Origin of the sequence: Saccharopolyspora galaxeae (assembly GCF_016526145.1) — a bacterium.
Taxonomy (GTDB): Bacteria; Actinomycetota; Actinomycetes; order Mycobacteriales; family Pseudonocardiaceae; genus Saccharopolyspora_C; species Saccharopolyspora_C galaxeae.
In genome coordinates, this window is the sequence record NZ_JADDUE010000001.1 from 887,129 (window position 1) to 904,123 (window position 16,995).

Here is a 16,995-nt window from a genome sequence, read left to right on the forward strand (position 1 = left end):
GCTCGGGTGGCGCGGACCGTGCGCAGCCACCCGGACGCGGATCTGGTGCTGGCCGGCCTGACACCCGGCGGGGACCGGGTCCGGCTCTGGAACGGCGCGACCGTGCCCGGCGATGTTTTCGCCCGGATGCTCGCCGATCAGGGCATCGGACGGGACCGGCCGGTGGTGCTGGCCGCCCTGGCCAGACCCGCCGGAACCGGGTTCGTGCAGCAGTTGGCGCACGCTTTCGACCAGCCGGTGCTGGCCGCGACGAACGTGGTGCCCCGCGCTGGTCAGCTCACCGCGTCCCGGGCGGTCGCGGACGGCGACGGACGAGTGCGGTTCGTGCCGGACCCGCAGGGCTGGGTCCGGTATTCGGCGAACGAGCAGGTAGCCACCGGCAAGACCGCGCTCACCGAACTCGGCCCGGACGACCTCGGCCTGCGCGGGCCCGCCGCGGCGATGGAACTCGACGATCGGCCCGCGTCCGAGCACAGTGCCTTCGACAGCGAGCGGGCCGCGGACGAATTCCTGAACCTGCCGGAGAGTCCCGCTGCTTCGACGCTGGACGAGGACGGCGACACCTCGATGGACTCCGGTCCGTCCGCGGACGAATCCGGCTCGTCCGATGGCGGCTCGCCGACTTCGGCAGCCCGGCCGGACGATGTCGGCCGGACCCCCGTGGACCAGCCCGCCGCCGACCAGCCCGCCGCCGACCTGCGACCGGAGCGGGAGGCGCCGGTCGACGACCGCTCGTGGCGGTATTCCGAGCAGCGCACGGCGCGCTGGTTCGAGCCGCTGTCCGATCCGCTGCACCCCGAGTCCTGGGAGCATCTGCGGCAACCGATCCCGGACGGCACGGTGCACGTCGAACGGCTGCTCCCGCAGATGAGCAGCTATCGGGCCGAGAATTCGAATGTCCCGGGCACGCACATCAGGCTCCGGAGCATCGAAGGTCCCGCCGAGTACGACTGGCGGCGCATCGAGGTGCAGCCGGGCCGGTTCGTGCAGGAGCTCACGTTCAAGGCGCACCCGCGCGAAACCGAGTTCCTGCAGACGTACCGGACTGCCAGTGAGCAGGACGATCTGCAGGCGATGTCGCAGGAAGTCACGGCGGGACTGCTCGACATCGAGGCCAGCTGGATGGAGCAGAACAGCCTGCCGGGAGATCCGGCCGCGGCCGCCGCGCGCGCGGTGGCCGTCGATGCCCGGCAGCTGGCTGACCAGCTGCGGCAGCGGGCGGATTCGTCGGCGGCCGAGCTGGCGGTCAAGCAGCAGCAGCTCGACGTGCTCAAGCAGCGTGCGCTGCAGGGCGTCGCGGACCGGTTCAACCAGGGCTACCGGATGGCGCAATCCGGTGACCAGTTCCACTTCCGGATGGAGTGGGTCGACGACCCGGCGCAGGCACACCGGTCGATCGCGGCCACCGACGGCGGGATCTTCGACCAGTCCAGCTGGCAGATCGAGCGCGAACCGGAGACCTACGCGCACGAGGACGGGCACTGGGCCGGACTGACCGACGAGTACAGCCGCGAGGTCGGTTTCGAACTGCGGCGCAGGCGGGCCGCGCCGTACGACTACCAGCGCGTCGAAGTGCAGCCGGGCCGGTTCGCGCAGCAGTTCACGGTCAAGGCGCACCTGCGTTCCGATGCGTTCCTCGCGGCGGCGCGCGAGCAGGCCGCGCAGGACGACGCGCAGGCCACCACGCAGTTTATGACGTCGCTGTTCAACGAGTTCGATGCCAATTCGCTCCCGCCGGGCTCGGCGCCGGAAGTCGTGGCCGCCGCGCACGCGGCGGCCGCCGATGCCCGGCAGCTGGCGGACCAGCTGCGGCAGTGGGCGGATTCGTCGGCGGCCGAGCTGGCGGCCAAGCAGCAGCAGCTCGACGGGCTCAAGCAGCGTGCGCAGCAGGGTGTCGCGAGCATGCTGAACCAGCAGTCCGCCGGTGATCGGTTCCAGGTGCGGCTGGAGTTCGTCGACGATCCGGCGCAGGCGCACCTGGCCATCGATCCGATGGACGGCAGGCCGATGAACCGGCTGGACTGGGACGTCAACGCCGACCCGGCCGGATACGCCGAGCAGGTCGCCCGGCAGCTCGGCGTGCCCGACGAGGCGATCACCGCGCAGGGCATCGACCTCGGCCGCAGGCGGACTCCGGACGGCCCCGGTTTCCTGCCGGAGTACCTGATCCGGATGCACCTGGACCCCGAGCCGTACCTGGCCCAGTACCGCGACCAGGCCACTGCGGCCGCCGAGCGAGCAGCGGCGGACGAGCAGCGGGCCGCGCAGCAACAGCAGTACGCCCAGGCGCTCGCCTCGATGGTGGCCGGCGACGCCTCGATCGACTTGTTGATCAACGTGGCCGACGCGCAGACCGAGGCTTCCGCCGCTCAAGTGCAGGCCGAGCAGTCGCGCGCGTTGGCCGATCAAGCGCTGTGGGCACTCGCCGACGCCATCGGACAGGTCGATGGGCTGCGCGACCGCGCGGCGCGCGGGACGGAGAACTTCTTCCGCCCCGAGCGGATGCATCCCGACGCGCGGTATTTCGCGAAGCTGGAGTTCACCGACGATCCCGCGCAGGCGCACCTGTCCCGCCAGGTGCGCGGTGACGCGATGATGCTCGACGAGGACTGGGGGGTCGGCGAGAACGACTGGAACATCGGCCTCAAGGTCGCCTCGCACCTGTCGCCCGGGTTCGTGGCCGAGTCGATCTTCGGCCGGGGAAGCGATGTGCGGGATCTCCCGCTGGATCTGCGGGTGGCGGTGACCCGGCAGGATCAACCCACCGGCCGGGACCACGAAACCGGTGCTCGGCACCAGGCGCGGAACAACCATTTCAGCGGCGACTCCCTGATGAACCAGGCCGGACCGTTCCTGCCGCGGCACCTGTGGCAGATCGAGCAGTTCGCCAGGGACCAGGGAATGCGCCCGGACGCGGTGATTCCGGGGCCGCAACGGGTGGCGCGGCGGCTGGCCTACCTGATGTCGCAGCGCCCGCGGGGCAGCGACGAGTTGTACGGCGAGCTGGCCCGGCTCGGCCAGGACCCCGCGGCGTACGACGCGGTCCGGTCCGCTTACCTGGACGACACCGGCCAGTCGCTGGACACGGCGCTGCACGACACGCTCGAGAACCGCGCCTTCGAGCGGGCGCTGCAAAACCTCGGGATGAGCAACGTCTTCAGCGCGCAGCCCGAGGAACCCGGCAACGGCGGTGGACTGATCACCGGTACCCAGCAGGCCCCGCCGGGCGCGGTGCACCGGGCCGACCCGGCGCAGCTCGGGTCGCAGGAAGGCGATCGGGTTCAGCTGGCCGGCGACGCCCGTGAACGCACCCGGTTGACTTCCCAGCTGGCGGGTCTGACCGGCGCGCTGTCCCGCCACCTGGCGGTGCTGCCGGGACAGTTCTTCCCCGGTCTGCGCGAGCAGGTCGCCACCTGGCAGGAGGCGGCGGAACGCGGCACGTTCAGCAGAACGCCCACGAGCCGGCTGCGGACGATGGTGGACGGTGCGCACGGCTTGCACGAGCAGGTGGCCGCGCAACGTTCCCAGCAGATCGCGCATATCCACCGCGAGGCCGCGAACACCCGCGCCCAGTTGGGCGAAGTGTCGCCGCAGTTCTACCGCGACGGTGTCCCCGGCGGGGTCAGCTCCCGCCCGGACGTGCAGTTCGGTTTCGAGGTGGAGTTCCAGGTCGACAGCGCGGACTTCGACGAGAAGGTGAACGAGCTCGGCAACGAGCTCGCCGAGCGCGACCTCACGAACTGGGAAGACGAGCAGGCCTTGCTCGAATCCGGGGACGCGGAGGTGGAGGAAGCCCACCGCGAGGGCAAGTGGGCGATGCTCACCGAAACCTCGGACCCCGATGCGGTGGAGCTGGTCTCGCCGGTTCTGACTCCCGGTGCCGAACCCCGGGCCTGGGCGAACTTCGGCGAGATCATGGACCTGGTCTGGGATGCCGACGGGTACGCCGAGAACATGGGCGGCCACGTCAACGTGAGCTCCACCGAAATGTTGACGCCGCCCGAATACCTGCGGCTCGCGCGGCTGGGCAAGGCGTTCGAGTCGGTGCTGTACCGGCTGGGCAACTACCCGAACCACGCGAACCAGCGGCCGATCAAGCTGGTGGGGCCGAACCCGCTGCCGCCCGATCCATCGGCGGTGTCCTCGTTCGAGGACGTGCGCAACCTCAGCCGCGGCAAGTACGACGCGCTGAACTTCCAGCACGTCGGGCCGGACTCCGCTGCGCACCGGGTGGAGTTCCGGTTCTGGGCCGGCAGCGTCGACAAGGGCGTGTGGCAGGCGCACGCCGAGTTGAGCGCGGCGATGCTCGCGGCGGCCAAGGATTCGTCGATCGATGCGCAGCTCGAGCAGCTGCTGGTCGCTCCGCTGCTGCTCGGCCACTCGCCCGCGGGGTTGCCGCAGCTGGCGCAGTTGCTGGGCCTGCTGCCGATGAGTCCGGAGTCGCAGCAGCAGGCGGTGGAGCTGTTCGCGGCGACCGACCCGTGGAAGGGCGACGGCAACAGCGACTTCTACTTGCGGTCCCAGACGGTCGGATTGCCCGGGGACCGCGGGTTGTACTTCCCGGCCGCGGGCCGGCCGGTCGCCACGGCCGTGCAGGTGGCGCAGACCGCGCAGAGTCACCCGGGCGCCGACCTGGTGCTGGCCGATCTGGCAGCGGGTACCGAGCGGATCAGCCTCTGGAACGGCAGAACGCTGGACGGCAACCTGTTCGCCGGAAACCTCCGGTACCGGGGGATCGGCCACGGCAAGCCGGTGGTGCTGGCCATGTCCGGCGCTGCGCGGACCGATTGGTTCCCCGGTTTCACCGACACCTTCGACACGGTGCTGACCGCACCGCAGGTGGCGTTCACCGCGGACGGTCGCTTCGTGGCGGTCCGGCACACCGTCGGCCCGGACGGCCGGCTGCGGGTCGAGCAGGACCCGCAGGGCTGGGTGCAGCATTCCGCGGAAGGCTCGGTCGCCACCGGGGAACCCGATCTGAACCGCGCGCTCGCTTCGCTCGATCCGCGAGGTGACGAGAAGGAGCAGCTGGCTTCCCGCATCGACGACTCGTTGCAGCGGGCCCAGCAGTACCTGAACGCACTGCCCGGCGATGCGTTGCCGCAACAGCGCGGGCAGATCATGCAATGGGCAACGGCGCGCAACGCCATCCTCGAGCGCACCGAAGTCGATGCGCTGCGCGGCTATGACCGCTCCGCCAAGGAGTTGCTGCACCAAGCGCGCGCGAGCTGGGCCGAGAAGGTGCACGCCGACACCAGGCAGCGCGCCGCGGCCGGACAGCCCGCGGTCATCTTCCACGCGGACGGGTTGCCCGGCGCCGCCACCGGCCGGGAGGACGTGCGGCTCGGGTTCGAGGTGGAGTACCAGCTGCCCGCGGATGGCTTCGACGATCGTGCCGAAGCATTGGCGCAGCACCTGCACCGCGAGGGCTTCATCGAGCGGGAGGACGGCGAACCGGCGCTGCTGGACGCCGAAGACGAGGTGGTCGGCGAGCGGCTGGAGCAGGAATCCTGGGTGCTGGTCGAAGAGGCCTCGGAGGAGCACACCGTCGAGGTGGTCTCCCCGGTGCTGCGGCCCGGCGACGACCCCGGGGCGTGGAACTGGGTCGCCAAGCTGCTGGGCATCGGCGTGCAGGCGCGCGGAAACCCCGCGAACAGCGGCGGGCACGTCAACGTCAGCCTCGCGGGCGGGATGACACCCGGCGAGTACGGGCAACTCGCCCAGCTGGGCAAGGCCTTCGAGCCGCTGCTGTTCCGGCTCGGCAACAACCCGCGCGGGCTCGAACACCGGTCGTTGACCTTCACCGGACCGAACCCGCTGCCACCGGATCCGTCCGAGGTGCGCACCTGGGCCGATGTCACGGCGCTGAGCCGGAACAAGCACGACGCCATCAACTTCCACCACGTGCACGGCACGCCTGATGACCGCGTGGAGTTCCGTTTCTGGGCGGCCAGCCTCGATCCGGGCGTGTGGCAGGTGCACGCCGAGATCAGCGCGGCGATGCTGCTGGCCGCGAAGGACCCGTCGATCCGGGCGAAACTGGCCGAGCTGCTGACCGAACCGCCGCTGCTGGGCAGGGGGGACGTCGACCAGCCGCGGCTGCTGATGGACTTCCTGGACCTGGTTCCGCTGAGCCCCGCGGCGCAGCAGCAGGTGGTGGAGCTGTTCGCGAGCACGGACCCGTGGCGGCCCACCGGCGGCAACGACGAACACTTCCGCGCGAGCACGCTGAGCATCGGCACCGACGGGCTGTTCTACCCGCGGCAGCGGTACTCGGTATCTGCGGCGGTGCAAGTGGCCCGGACGGTGCAGCGCTACCCGGACACGGACCTGGTGCTGGCGGATCTGCGGCCGGGCACCGATCAGGTCGAGCTCTGGAACGGCGAAGCCCTGCCCGGCGACCCATTCACCGACGTGATCAGGGAGCGCGGCGTCGGGTTGAACAACCGCACCGTGCTGGCGATTTCCGGGGTGGCGGAGACTCCCTGGTTCCGGCCGATGGTCGAGTCCGGCGGCCAGCCCGTGCTGGCGGCGTCCAAGGTGGCGATGACGCCGGACGGCAGGTTGCTCGCCGTTCGCTCGGCGTTGCGGCAGCAGGACGGCACGGTGCGGTTCGAGCCGGACCCGCAGGGGTGGGTCGAGTACCACCCGGACGGCCGGGCCGTCCCCACCGGCAGGAGCGACCTCGCGCAGCTGATCGACGACGGTCCGCTGGACCCGCAGCGGCTGCCGGCGATGGGTTCCGACGTACCCGCCGAGCCGGGTCCGGCCGTCCCGTTCGGACGCGGGCAGGACCTGACCTCCGCCGAAGTGGACATGGTCGGGTTGTCGCACGCCGCGGATGCGGCCGAGGTCGGGGCCGGTTACCCGCACCGCGCTTCCGGCACCGCCGACGATGCGTTCGCGGGCCGGTCGGTGACGATGGGCGGCGACCCCGGCCGTTCCGCCGCACCGATGTCGCTCGACGACTTCCTGGCCCCTGGCGGATCCGCGCGTCCGGACGACGCGGAGCCGGACGGCAGCTCGCTGGATGCCGAGGGCGAGACCGACCCGGATGTGGCCGGGAGTTCGCTGGATGCCGAAGGCGAGACCGATTCCGGCAGGTCCGGCGACTCCTCCCCGGACCCGACGCCGCAGGACCGGGCCCGCGCCCGGATGCATGCCGGGCTCTCCGCCAAGGTCGCCCAGCTGCGCAGGGACGTGGCCGCGCTGCCGCCGGACGCGGTGCCGCAGCTGCGGGAGCGCACCGCGATGTGGTCGGACCTGCTCGGTTCGCTGGCCGGCGCGCCGGTCGCGCACCTGCGCGATCGGTCGCGCGAGCTGGAGGCGCTTGCGGACCAGGCGCGCGGGCTCCGCTCCGCGGCGCTTTCCCAGGAGTTCACCGCGGCCGAGCGTGCCGCCCAGCGCCACCAGTCGCCGCTGGTGTTCCACCGCGACGGCATCCCCGGCGGCGTGAGTTCGCGGACCGACCTCAAGGCCGGATTCGAAGTCGAGTTCCAGCTGCCCGAGCGCGGGTTCGAAGCGCGGGCGCGCAGGCTGGTGGCGCAGCTGCGCAGCCTCGGATTCCTCGGCGAGCAGACGGGCCTGCTGGACGCGGGCAGCAGGCGGGTCGGCGCGGCGCACGACGCGGGCAAATCGGCCTTGGTGCGCGAGGAGTCCGATCCGAACACCGCCGAGCTGGTCACACCGGTGCTGCGGCCCGGGCGCAACCCGGGCACTTGGGGGAGCTTCGCCGACCTGCTCGCGCAGGTGCGCGCCGAATCGGGCGACGCCGCGATCACCGGCGGGCACATCAACCTGAGCTTCGACGCGCAGCTGACGCCGCAGCAGTACGTGCGGCTGGCGCAGCTGCAGAAGAGCTTCGAGTCGCTGACCTACCGGCTGGGCAACCACCCGAACGGCCGCCGCGCGCGGGTCATGGATTACGTGGGGCCGAACCCGCTGCCGATGAACCCGGCCGAGGTCACCTCGTACTCCGACCTGCGGATGCTCAACCGCGGCAAGCACGACGCGATCAACTTCGCGCACCTCGAGGGCACCGGCTCCGACCGGGTGGAGTTCCGGTTCTGGGCGGGCAGCCTGGACCCGGCGGAATGGCAGGTGCGCACCGAGATCAGCGCGGCGATGCTCGCGGCGGCGCAGGACCCGTCGATCCACTCGCGGCTGAACGAGCTGATGACCGATCCCGCGCTGCTCGGCATGGGCGATGCGGGACTGCCGGAGCTGCAGAACTTCCTGGAGCTGCTGCCGCTGAGCCCGGAGGCGCAGCGGCAGGCCGCGCGGCTGCTGGCGTGGACCGAACCGTGGGAGGACACCGGCGGCAACGACTTCTACGGCCGTGCGAACAGCGTGACGATGCCGAGCGCGGCCGGGGTGTACCTGCCGTACTTCGAGCAGCCGGTGCCAGACGTCATGCGGGCCGTCGCGGGACTGCCGCGGTTCCCGAACACCGACGTCGTGGTGGCGCACCCGGAAGACGGCGACCCCAGTATGTTCGAACGCTGGGACGGCGAGACGCTCGACGGCGACGAACTCGTGGACGTGATCACGAACCGCGACGTCGGCAACGGCAAGGCCGTGGTGCTGGCGATCCCCGGGCTGCTCAACGAGGACTCCAACGCCGGTTACGCCGATCCGGGCGCGCCGAACCCGTTCAAGGCGGACGTGGAAGCGGACTGGCTCGACTCGCTGACCTTCCGCACGAAGGCCCCGATCTACGTGGCGGCCAACGTGGTCAGCACCCCGGACGGGCGCTTGTTGGCGGGCAAGAACGTGCCGATGCCGGACGGCACCCTGCGGTTCCAGCCGGACCCGCGCGGCTGGGTCCGGTTCCAGCAGGACACCTCCGCCTCCCGCGGTGAGGCCGATCTGGCCCGGACGCTGGCGGCGGACGCGCCGATGATCCAGCAGTTCGCGGATGCGCAGCCGGACCTCGTGGACCCGCGGGACGAGAGCTCCAGCAGCGACGGCGAGCACAGCGACAGCGATGTCGACATGGACGGCCACTCCGATTCCGGCAGCCAGTCCGGAGCCGCGGCGTACGAGCAGGTACTGACGTTCGAGCCGCAGCAGCCCGCGACCCGGCCGCGGCGGCCGCGCGCGGACTCGGACGACGAGATGACCGACGCGGACACGACCGACGCGGACACGACCGACGCGGACGGCGATGCCGGCATGACCGACTCCGATGCGGGGTCGGTCTCCACCGAAGTCGCGACCGAATCCGGCACCGCCTCGGTGGTCGGCGACGCCGAGATGGCCGAGGCGAACGCGCATTCCGAGGCGGGCTCGGAAAACTCGGCCTCGGCTGATTCCGATGCGGAATCCACCGGCGCTGCACCGGAAACTCCGCAAACCGAGGTGGAACCCGGCTGGCCGGGCGGGGTGGAACCACCCCCGACAGACCCGGCCTGGCGGCACACGCAGGTCAAGTCGGCGTCGTGGTTCGGCCCGGAAGGACCGCTGGACCCGGACGCCCTGGATCGGGCGCGGCGGCCGATGCCGGATCGCACGGTGGAGACCGAGGACAACGACCTCAAGATGTCCGGCACTCGCAAGCGGGCGGACGTCGTGGCCGGACCGGTCCGCTACGACTTCCAGCGCATCAAGGTCGGCAACCGGTGGGTCCAGGAATTCACGTTCAAGGCGCACCTGCAGTCCGACGAGCACCTGGCGTCCTACCTGGACAAGGCCAAGGACGACCGGGCGACGGCCGACCGGTCGGAAGCCGACGCGCAGAACGCCGAAGCGGCGGTCGGGCTGCTCGAACTGTCCGCCCCGCCGGGTGATCCCGGCGTCGTGGAGGCGCGCAAGAAGGCCGATCGTGCCCGGGCGCGCGCCGACCGGTACAGCCGCCAGGCCGACGCATCCGAAGCCGAGGTGCAGCGGCAGCGGCAGCGCATCGCGGATCTCAAGGATCGTGCGCACAGCGCAGTCAACTCGATGTACAACCGGGGCTACCGGATGCCGCACTCCCGCGACCGGTTCCAGGTGCGGCTGGAGTTCGTCGACGACCCGGCGCAGGCGCACGACTCGATTTCTCTCGTCGAGGGCGAGCGGATGAGCCAGAGCATCTGGTCCTTCGACGACCCGGGAATCGGGTTCGCCCACGAGATCGGGCACTACCTGGGCCTGCCGGACGAGTACCTCGAAAAGGTCTTGTTCAAGCTCGGCTGGCGCAAGTACAAGGGGCAGCTGGTGCCGCAATACACCGTGCGGACCCACCTGAACACCACCTCGTACCTGGAGCCGTACGTCAAGCAGGCCGAGGCCGCCGAGAAGCGGGCGGTCGAGGCCGAGGAGATCGCCGACCTCGACCAGCACGACGTCGAGCGGCTGACCGCCGACCTGATGGACGAGGACAGCGTCGAGACGCCCGACGAGGTGCTCGCGGCCGAGCAGCAGGAGCGGAACTCGCGGGCGGAGGCGGCGCGGCTGCGGGAAGAAGCCGAGCTCGCCAAGCAGGGGTTGCGGAACGAAACCCAGCGCGCTGAAGCCATCCGCGACCGCGCGGCGCGCGGCGTCGCGGACTTGTTCCACCCAGGCCGGATGAAGCCGGACAATCCGTACTTCGTCAAGCTCGAGTTCGTCGACAGCCCGCGGCAGGCGCACCACCGGGTCGACCTCCAGCGCGAGGAGGCGTTCGTTCCGGGCAAGTGGAGCGTCGAGGACCCCGGCGGCGTCATCGCGTTGAAGACCGGCAGGCACCTGGGCTTGCCCACGATCTTCACGGGCGGGTTGGCCAGGGCAGAGCCGAACGATGCGAACGTCCACCCGGTCGACGAGCGCCGGGTGTTCAACCGGATGGATCGGCCTGCTGCCCACGACCACACCACCGGTCTGCCGCACCGGATGCAGAACTCCTACATCGACGGCACGGGGTGGACCGGTTTGTCGGGCGACGAGTTCCTGCCCCGGCACTTGTGGCGGATCGAGGAGGTCGCGCGTTCCCAGGGGCTGACCCCGGAGGCGATCGTGCCTGCGCCGACGCGCGAGGCGTGGCGGCTGCGCTACCTGTTGTCGAAGGACAACGTCAGCAAGGGCGAGGTGCTCGGAGCGCTGCGCGAGCTGGGCGGGGACCGGGCCAAGGTCGACGCGGTCCGGGAGGCGTTCGGGCAGGAGACCGGCCGATCGCTCGATGCGGCGCTGCACGCCGCGCTCGACGACCGCGGTTTCGAGCGCGCATTGCACCACCTGCGCAGCAGCGAGGTCTTCCGCGCCGGGCCGGCGCACACCCCGACGAGCGGCGGCCGTCCGCGGATGCAGCCGAACACGCTCGACGACGCGCCGGAACCGAGTCCGGAACACGACCGGCAGGCGGAGACGACCCCGGACAACCAGCAGGCGCAGCAACATCCCGAGCAGGGCGCGGAGGACGCGCCGCGGCTCGAGCAAGCGCGGTCGGAAACGGAGCCCGCCCAGACCGAGCCCGCCCAGACCGAGCCCGCCCGGACCGAGAGCCCCCGGACCGAGAGCCCCCGGACCGAGAACCGCGAGATCGGCACTGCCGAGCCCGAGGTCGCCGCCGCGGAGGCCAGTACGCCGGAGGCAGCGGCGCCCGCCCCGCATTCCACGCTCGAAGACTTCCTGTCGCCGTCCGCGGACAACACCACTCCCGAAGCCGACGAGTCCGCGCCGGAGCAAGCGACCGGCATCGAGGCCGCACCCGAGAGCCCGGCCCTTCCGGAGACCCCGGACGACGCCCGGGAACCGAATCGCGCGGACTCGGCCCAGCCGGACCCCGGCGCAACGGCTTCCCCGAACCGCGACGAAACGGTTTCGCCGGATCAGGAAGAGACGGTGTCGCGGGACCGCGACCGGACGGCTTCGCCGGACCCCGACGGGACGGTCGACCGCGATCGCGACGAGACGACTTCGCTGGACGGGACGACTTCGCGGGACGAAGCATCCCGGGACGGGGCACCCCGGGACGACCCGGCCCGGCAGGACCCCGACGACCGCGCCGAACGGCCCGAGACAGAGGCGCCGGCCCGCCGCGGCGGCGGGCTGCCATCCGCCCTGCGGGAAGGACGCGGGTTCGGCCCGGGCGGTCAGCGCCGCCCCATCGAGGAAGCCGGCCGCGTCGTCGCCGCCGCGTGGAACCTGCTCGGGCGGACGCCGGACGAGCAGGAATCCGCCCGCGTGCGGCGGATCGTGGCCGAGGAGTTCGAATCGTTCCTCGGCAGCGGCCGGACCTTGGAGATCGGCGGCGAGCGCGTGCACGTCACGGCCGAGCTGCACCCGGAACGGGCGAGCACCCCGGAACAGCACAGCGGCGACGCGCCGGTGCGCGAGGCCGGTTGGTCGAACAGCACCGCCGCCAAGGGATCGGTCGGCAGCGCCCCGATGTCCCGGTGGTTCTTCTTCCTGCCGATGGTTCCGGGATTCTTCGGCATCGGCGGGGCCAACGTCGCGACGGACGTGGCCTACTCGCGCACGGCAGGCCGCGACGACGCGCTGGGCGTGCGGACCAGCGTCGCGCTGCCCGCGAATCCGGAGCACCCGCGGCTCGGCGGTTACCAGGGGATGCGCGCGGCGCGCGTCCCGGCCTCGGTGTCGCTGAGCCGGCCGGACGCGGACGCCACCCGGCCCGGAACGGTCTTCGCGACCCGGGTGCCCGAAGGCCCCGGCGCCGACCCGATCGAGGTCGAGGTGAACGTGCCGGAGGGGCTGGAAGGCGCCGGGCGCGAGGTCGCGATGCCGGCGCGGCTACCGGACTCGGTGCTGGAGGACGCCCGGATCGATGGCACCGCGCGCGGCTGGTACCGGGGCAAGTGGCTGCCGCAGCGCGACGGCGCCCCGGCCGCCATGCACGAGCAGGTCGCCGCGCACCTGGGCGAACTCACCGCACGTGGGCGCGAGGCGTTGCGGGACTTCCTCAGCCCGGAAAAGCTCAAGCAGAACCTGCCCGCGATGACGGTCACCCCGGCCCAGGCCGCGCGGGGCGAAGGCTGGACGAGCCTGGAAACCCTGCTGCCGCGCGGCAACTGGTTCAAGCGGCTGATCGGCCGCGATCCCAACCAGGTGCAGGTGCGCGCCGTGCTCACCGACCTCGCTCACGACCAGATCATCGATGGCGCGCACTTCACCAGGACCACCAGCGATGCGCAGACCGCTACCGATACCGCGCAGGCGGGCCGCGACGTGGGCGGGTCGTTCGCGGGCGGTCCCGGCCTGGACAGCGGCGCGGCGACCTTCGGCGCCGGCCCCGCCGCCTCCGCCGCGCACGGCAGGAGCAACACGCAGGAGCGAAGCCGCGAGACGACCGGCGAAACCACGGACTCCGACACCGGATCGCTGACGCGCTACACCGGTCGCGTGGAGTTCCAGGTCCGCCGGTCCGGTCATCCGCCGATCTCGTTCCCGGATGCTGCGCAGGCCGCGTTCTGGGCGAAGACCGCGGAGGCCGAAGCCGCGGGCATCGGCGAGTCGGCGGTCACCGAGGAACTCACCCAGCGGCACGTCAACGGCGCGGCGACCGGCATCGCGCTGCAGGAGGCGAGCGAGCGGCTCAGCGAGATCCTGCGCAACAGCCTCCCGGAAGTGCCCGGTCACCACCGCTGGAAGTGGCGCGACAGCGAGTACACCACCGCTTTCGACAACCCCGAGCTCGCGGACGGCGTCTCCGCCGGTGCGCAGCGGAAGCTGACCCGCAACGAGCAGATCGACCAGCTGGTCTCCCCGCAGAACCTGCTCAACCGCGAACGGGACATGCTGGCCGGCCAGCCGCTGGTGCTCGAGCTGGTTCCGGAACCCGGGCGGGCGCACGACTACCACGCCGAGCTGCTGATCTCCGCGAAGCTGCACGACGGCGCGCGGGTCACTCCCGAAGCGGACCAGACCGGTACGACGACCGAGAAGCTCTCCGACTCCGAGGGCGGGACGTTCTCCCGCAGCCGGAGCTGGTCGTTCTTCGGCGGCATCGTCTTCCGCGCGTACTCGGCCCTGATCGCGATGGAGATGCTGACCAGCCCGCACGGCGTCACGCACGGCCGGTCGGAGACGACCTCGCTCGGGCGGCAGGCCGGGCATTCCAGCGGTGGCGTCCGCGGCGGGCAGCTGGACGCGGACGGCAACGTGCGCGCCGAGCCGCCGCAGCGGTACCGGGCGCGGGTCGAGCTCGAGGTTTCCGGCCGCTACTGGTCCCGGACGAACGACATGGTCCGGCACCTGACCATCGGCAGCCCCGGCAAGCACGCCCCGGAGTGGCACCAGCTGCCCATCGCGGATCCGACGGCCGCCGCGGACGGCCGCAGGCCGGGCGTCGTCGCCGTCGACGTGGTGCTGGGGCCGGAGGCCGGGGCGGTGCTGCGCGATCCGCAGACCGGGGAACTCGGTCTCCAGCAGGCGGACCCGAACGCAGCGGACCCACCGCGTGCCGCGGACGAGACCGCGGACAGCCCCGACTCCGCCCACCCGCAGCCCGCACGGCAGCCGCTGCCCGACGTCGAGCCGGTCAACCGTACCGAGCTGCCGGACGTCTCGATCAACCACAGCGACCTGCTGCGCCACGGCCGGACCTCGAAGCTGGACGGCGTGCACCTGCTGTCGGTGCGCGGGCTGGAGCACGTGCGCGGATCGCTGCGGTCGCTGCTGCACCGGTCTTCCGGTGATCCGGCGATGAGCTTCCCGGCAGGCGCCAACTCCCGGCTGATCGAGCAGACCGTCTCCGCGAGCGCGCTGCGCCGCGACCGGCGGGCGCTGAGCCGGTTGCAGCGGATCAGCGGACTCGGCTGGACGCGCAGGCTGGCGAACACCGAAGGCAGCGCGGCGGTCTCCTACCAGCTGCGCGACGTCAACAAGCACGAAACCGTGTGGCTGCAACCGGCGGAGTCCAGCACCGGCACCAGCACCACCGGTTCCGAGCGCAGCCGCAGCTGGGGCTGGAAGAGCACGATCGAGCCCGCCTTCATGGCGACCAGCGAAACCTCCGGGCACAGCCCCGGCACCACCAGCTACGGCTTCGGGATGCTGTTCAGCACGATCGACGTGCTGAACAACTCCAAGGGCCGCACGGACGGGCACCGCAGCACCATCACCGACGAGCTGGCGATGTCCTCCGAACCGCGCCGGGTGCACGTCATCAGCGCCACCCTGGAAGCCACCCAGGCCGTCGAGACCCGCCGCCGCGGCAAGCTGGACCGCTGGAACCTGTTCAGCTCCCGCGAGGTCGGTCGCGCTGCGGAGCGCTTCGAGCTGCCGAACGCGGTGTGGGCGGTGGTCGACGACCAGCAGCTGCACGAACTCCGCATCCGGCAGGCCGAACAGGACGCCCACCGCGCCGCCGAGGGGCCGGAGCCGCCGCGGCTGCCCGAGCCCGAATCGCGGCCGGAGCGCGCGGACCTCAGCCCGATCCCGGACGGCCAGGACCTCGGCGCCCCGCGCTGGGCGGACGGGGTGATCGAGCCGGTCGACCTGAGCGATCAGCTCAAGCCGCTGCACGACCAGCTGGTGCGGCGCCTCGGCCAGGAACGGGCGGACGAGCTGCTTTCCCCGGCCTCGCAGGGGACTGCGCACGACAACTACGCCGAAGCCGAGCGCTACCTGTCGCGGATCCAGGCTTCGCTGCGCGATCTGTCCAACGGCGGCACGAGCGCCCCGCTGCGGTTGGAGGACCGGCTCCGCGGCGAGACCTACGAGCTGCACGTGGCCGCCGAGCAGGTGGGGCAGGCCGAGCCGGTCGGCATCAAGCACGGCGAGCGGCAGCGGGCCACCAAGGCGTCGTTCGTGACCAGCACGGCGCGCAGCTTCCGGCGGGCGGTGCTGGAAGTGTTCAACATGGCCATCCCGTCGGTGATGATGCAGAACGACAAGGCCGCCGCGAGCACCGCGCCTGCCGAGCACGGTGCGCCGTACAACTACTGGGGGCTCGGGCTCGGCCACGCCTTCGAGGGGCTCAAGGCATCCCGGAACGTGCGCCAGGACGGCACGATCGAGCACACCCACACCGAAACGGTGCGCGGCGCGCTGGCCGAGCACCGCGTGAAGCTGCTGTTCGACCTGCGCATCGAGCGCCACGGCGAGCGCATCGCGGCGGCCCCGGACACCCGCACCGTCACCACGCACACCCCGGTCGAGGACGCGATCCCCGGCCCCGCGAGCTCGCGCAGCGGCGAGATTCACCGCCGCAGCGCGGACGACGCCGATGCGGCGGCGCTGGCCCGGTGGCGCGCCGACGCCGTGCGACTCCCGGAGGACCCGGCGAAGTGGCGGGCGATCGACTTCGGCGGCGACGTGCGCGACCTGGTCCGCGGAGCGGAGCGAACGCTCGAGGAAGCGGGCGTCGAGGTGGACGCGCACACGCGCAGGATGCTGCGCGCCGCCCTCACGTCGAGCCGGGCGACCGGAACGTTGGGTTCGCACGGCTCCGACGGGGTGCCGCTGGATCTGCCGCCGAGCCTCGGCGTCGAGTTGACGATGCATCCGAAGGCGACCGGCCCCGGCGAACTGGCCGGCGCCAGCGGCCGCATCGAGCTGGGCGGGGAATCGGCCTTCCCGAGCAGCACCCGGACCGAACACAGCACCGCGACGGGCAACTCGCTGAGCGCGCTGCCGTTCGCCGCGTTCGGCGTGCCGCAGCACCCGGACGCGGCTTCCTACCCGAACCGGGAGCTGTTCGGGCAGGCCGGTGACTGGGTGATCCCGAACGAGCCGCTCGGTGCGAAGCGCAGTGAGCAGGCGTACCAGGGCGGCACCTCGTCCGGCGGCAGGCAGCTGCCCGCGCACGACGCCGACCCGTCCGGGATCACCAGCACCTGGTCGCACGGCGCCGGGTACCGGTTCGTCGCCACGCCCACCTCGAAGCTGACCCGCAAGCGACCCGCCGTCGTGGACGTCGAGTTCGAGCAGGGCTTCGTGCTCCGCCGCGGCGATGTTTCGGGCGTGCTGCCCGCCTCCTTGATCACCGCGAGCAGGGAACTCGCCGCGCGGGACGCCGACTGGCAGACCGCCCGGGCCCGGCGCCGCGCCGCGGACCCGTCCGCGCCGGGCGACCGG

At 71.9% G+C, this 16,995-nt stretch carries 1 protein-coding gene (running past both ends of the window); it reads left to right on the forward strand.

Every position in this 16,995-nt window falls within one protein-coding gene, locus INP57_RS03865, for a WXG100-like domain-containing protein (RefSeq protein WP_200068565.1), read on the forward strand. The gene is 47,937 nt long; 19,956 of those nucleotides lie to the left of the window and 10,986 to its right, leaving coding positions 19,957-36,951 in view — codons 6,653 (complete) to 12,317 (complete); the first codon wholly inside the window starts at position 1. Both the start codon and the stop codon lie outside the window.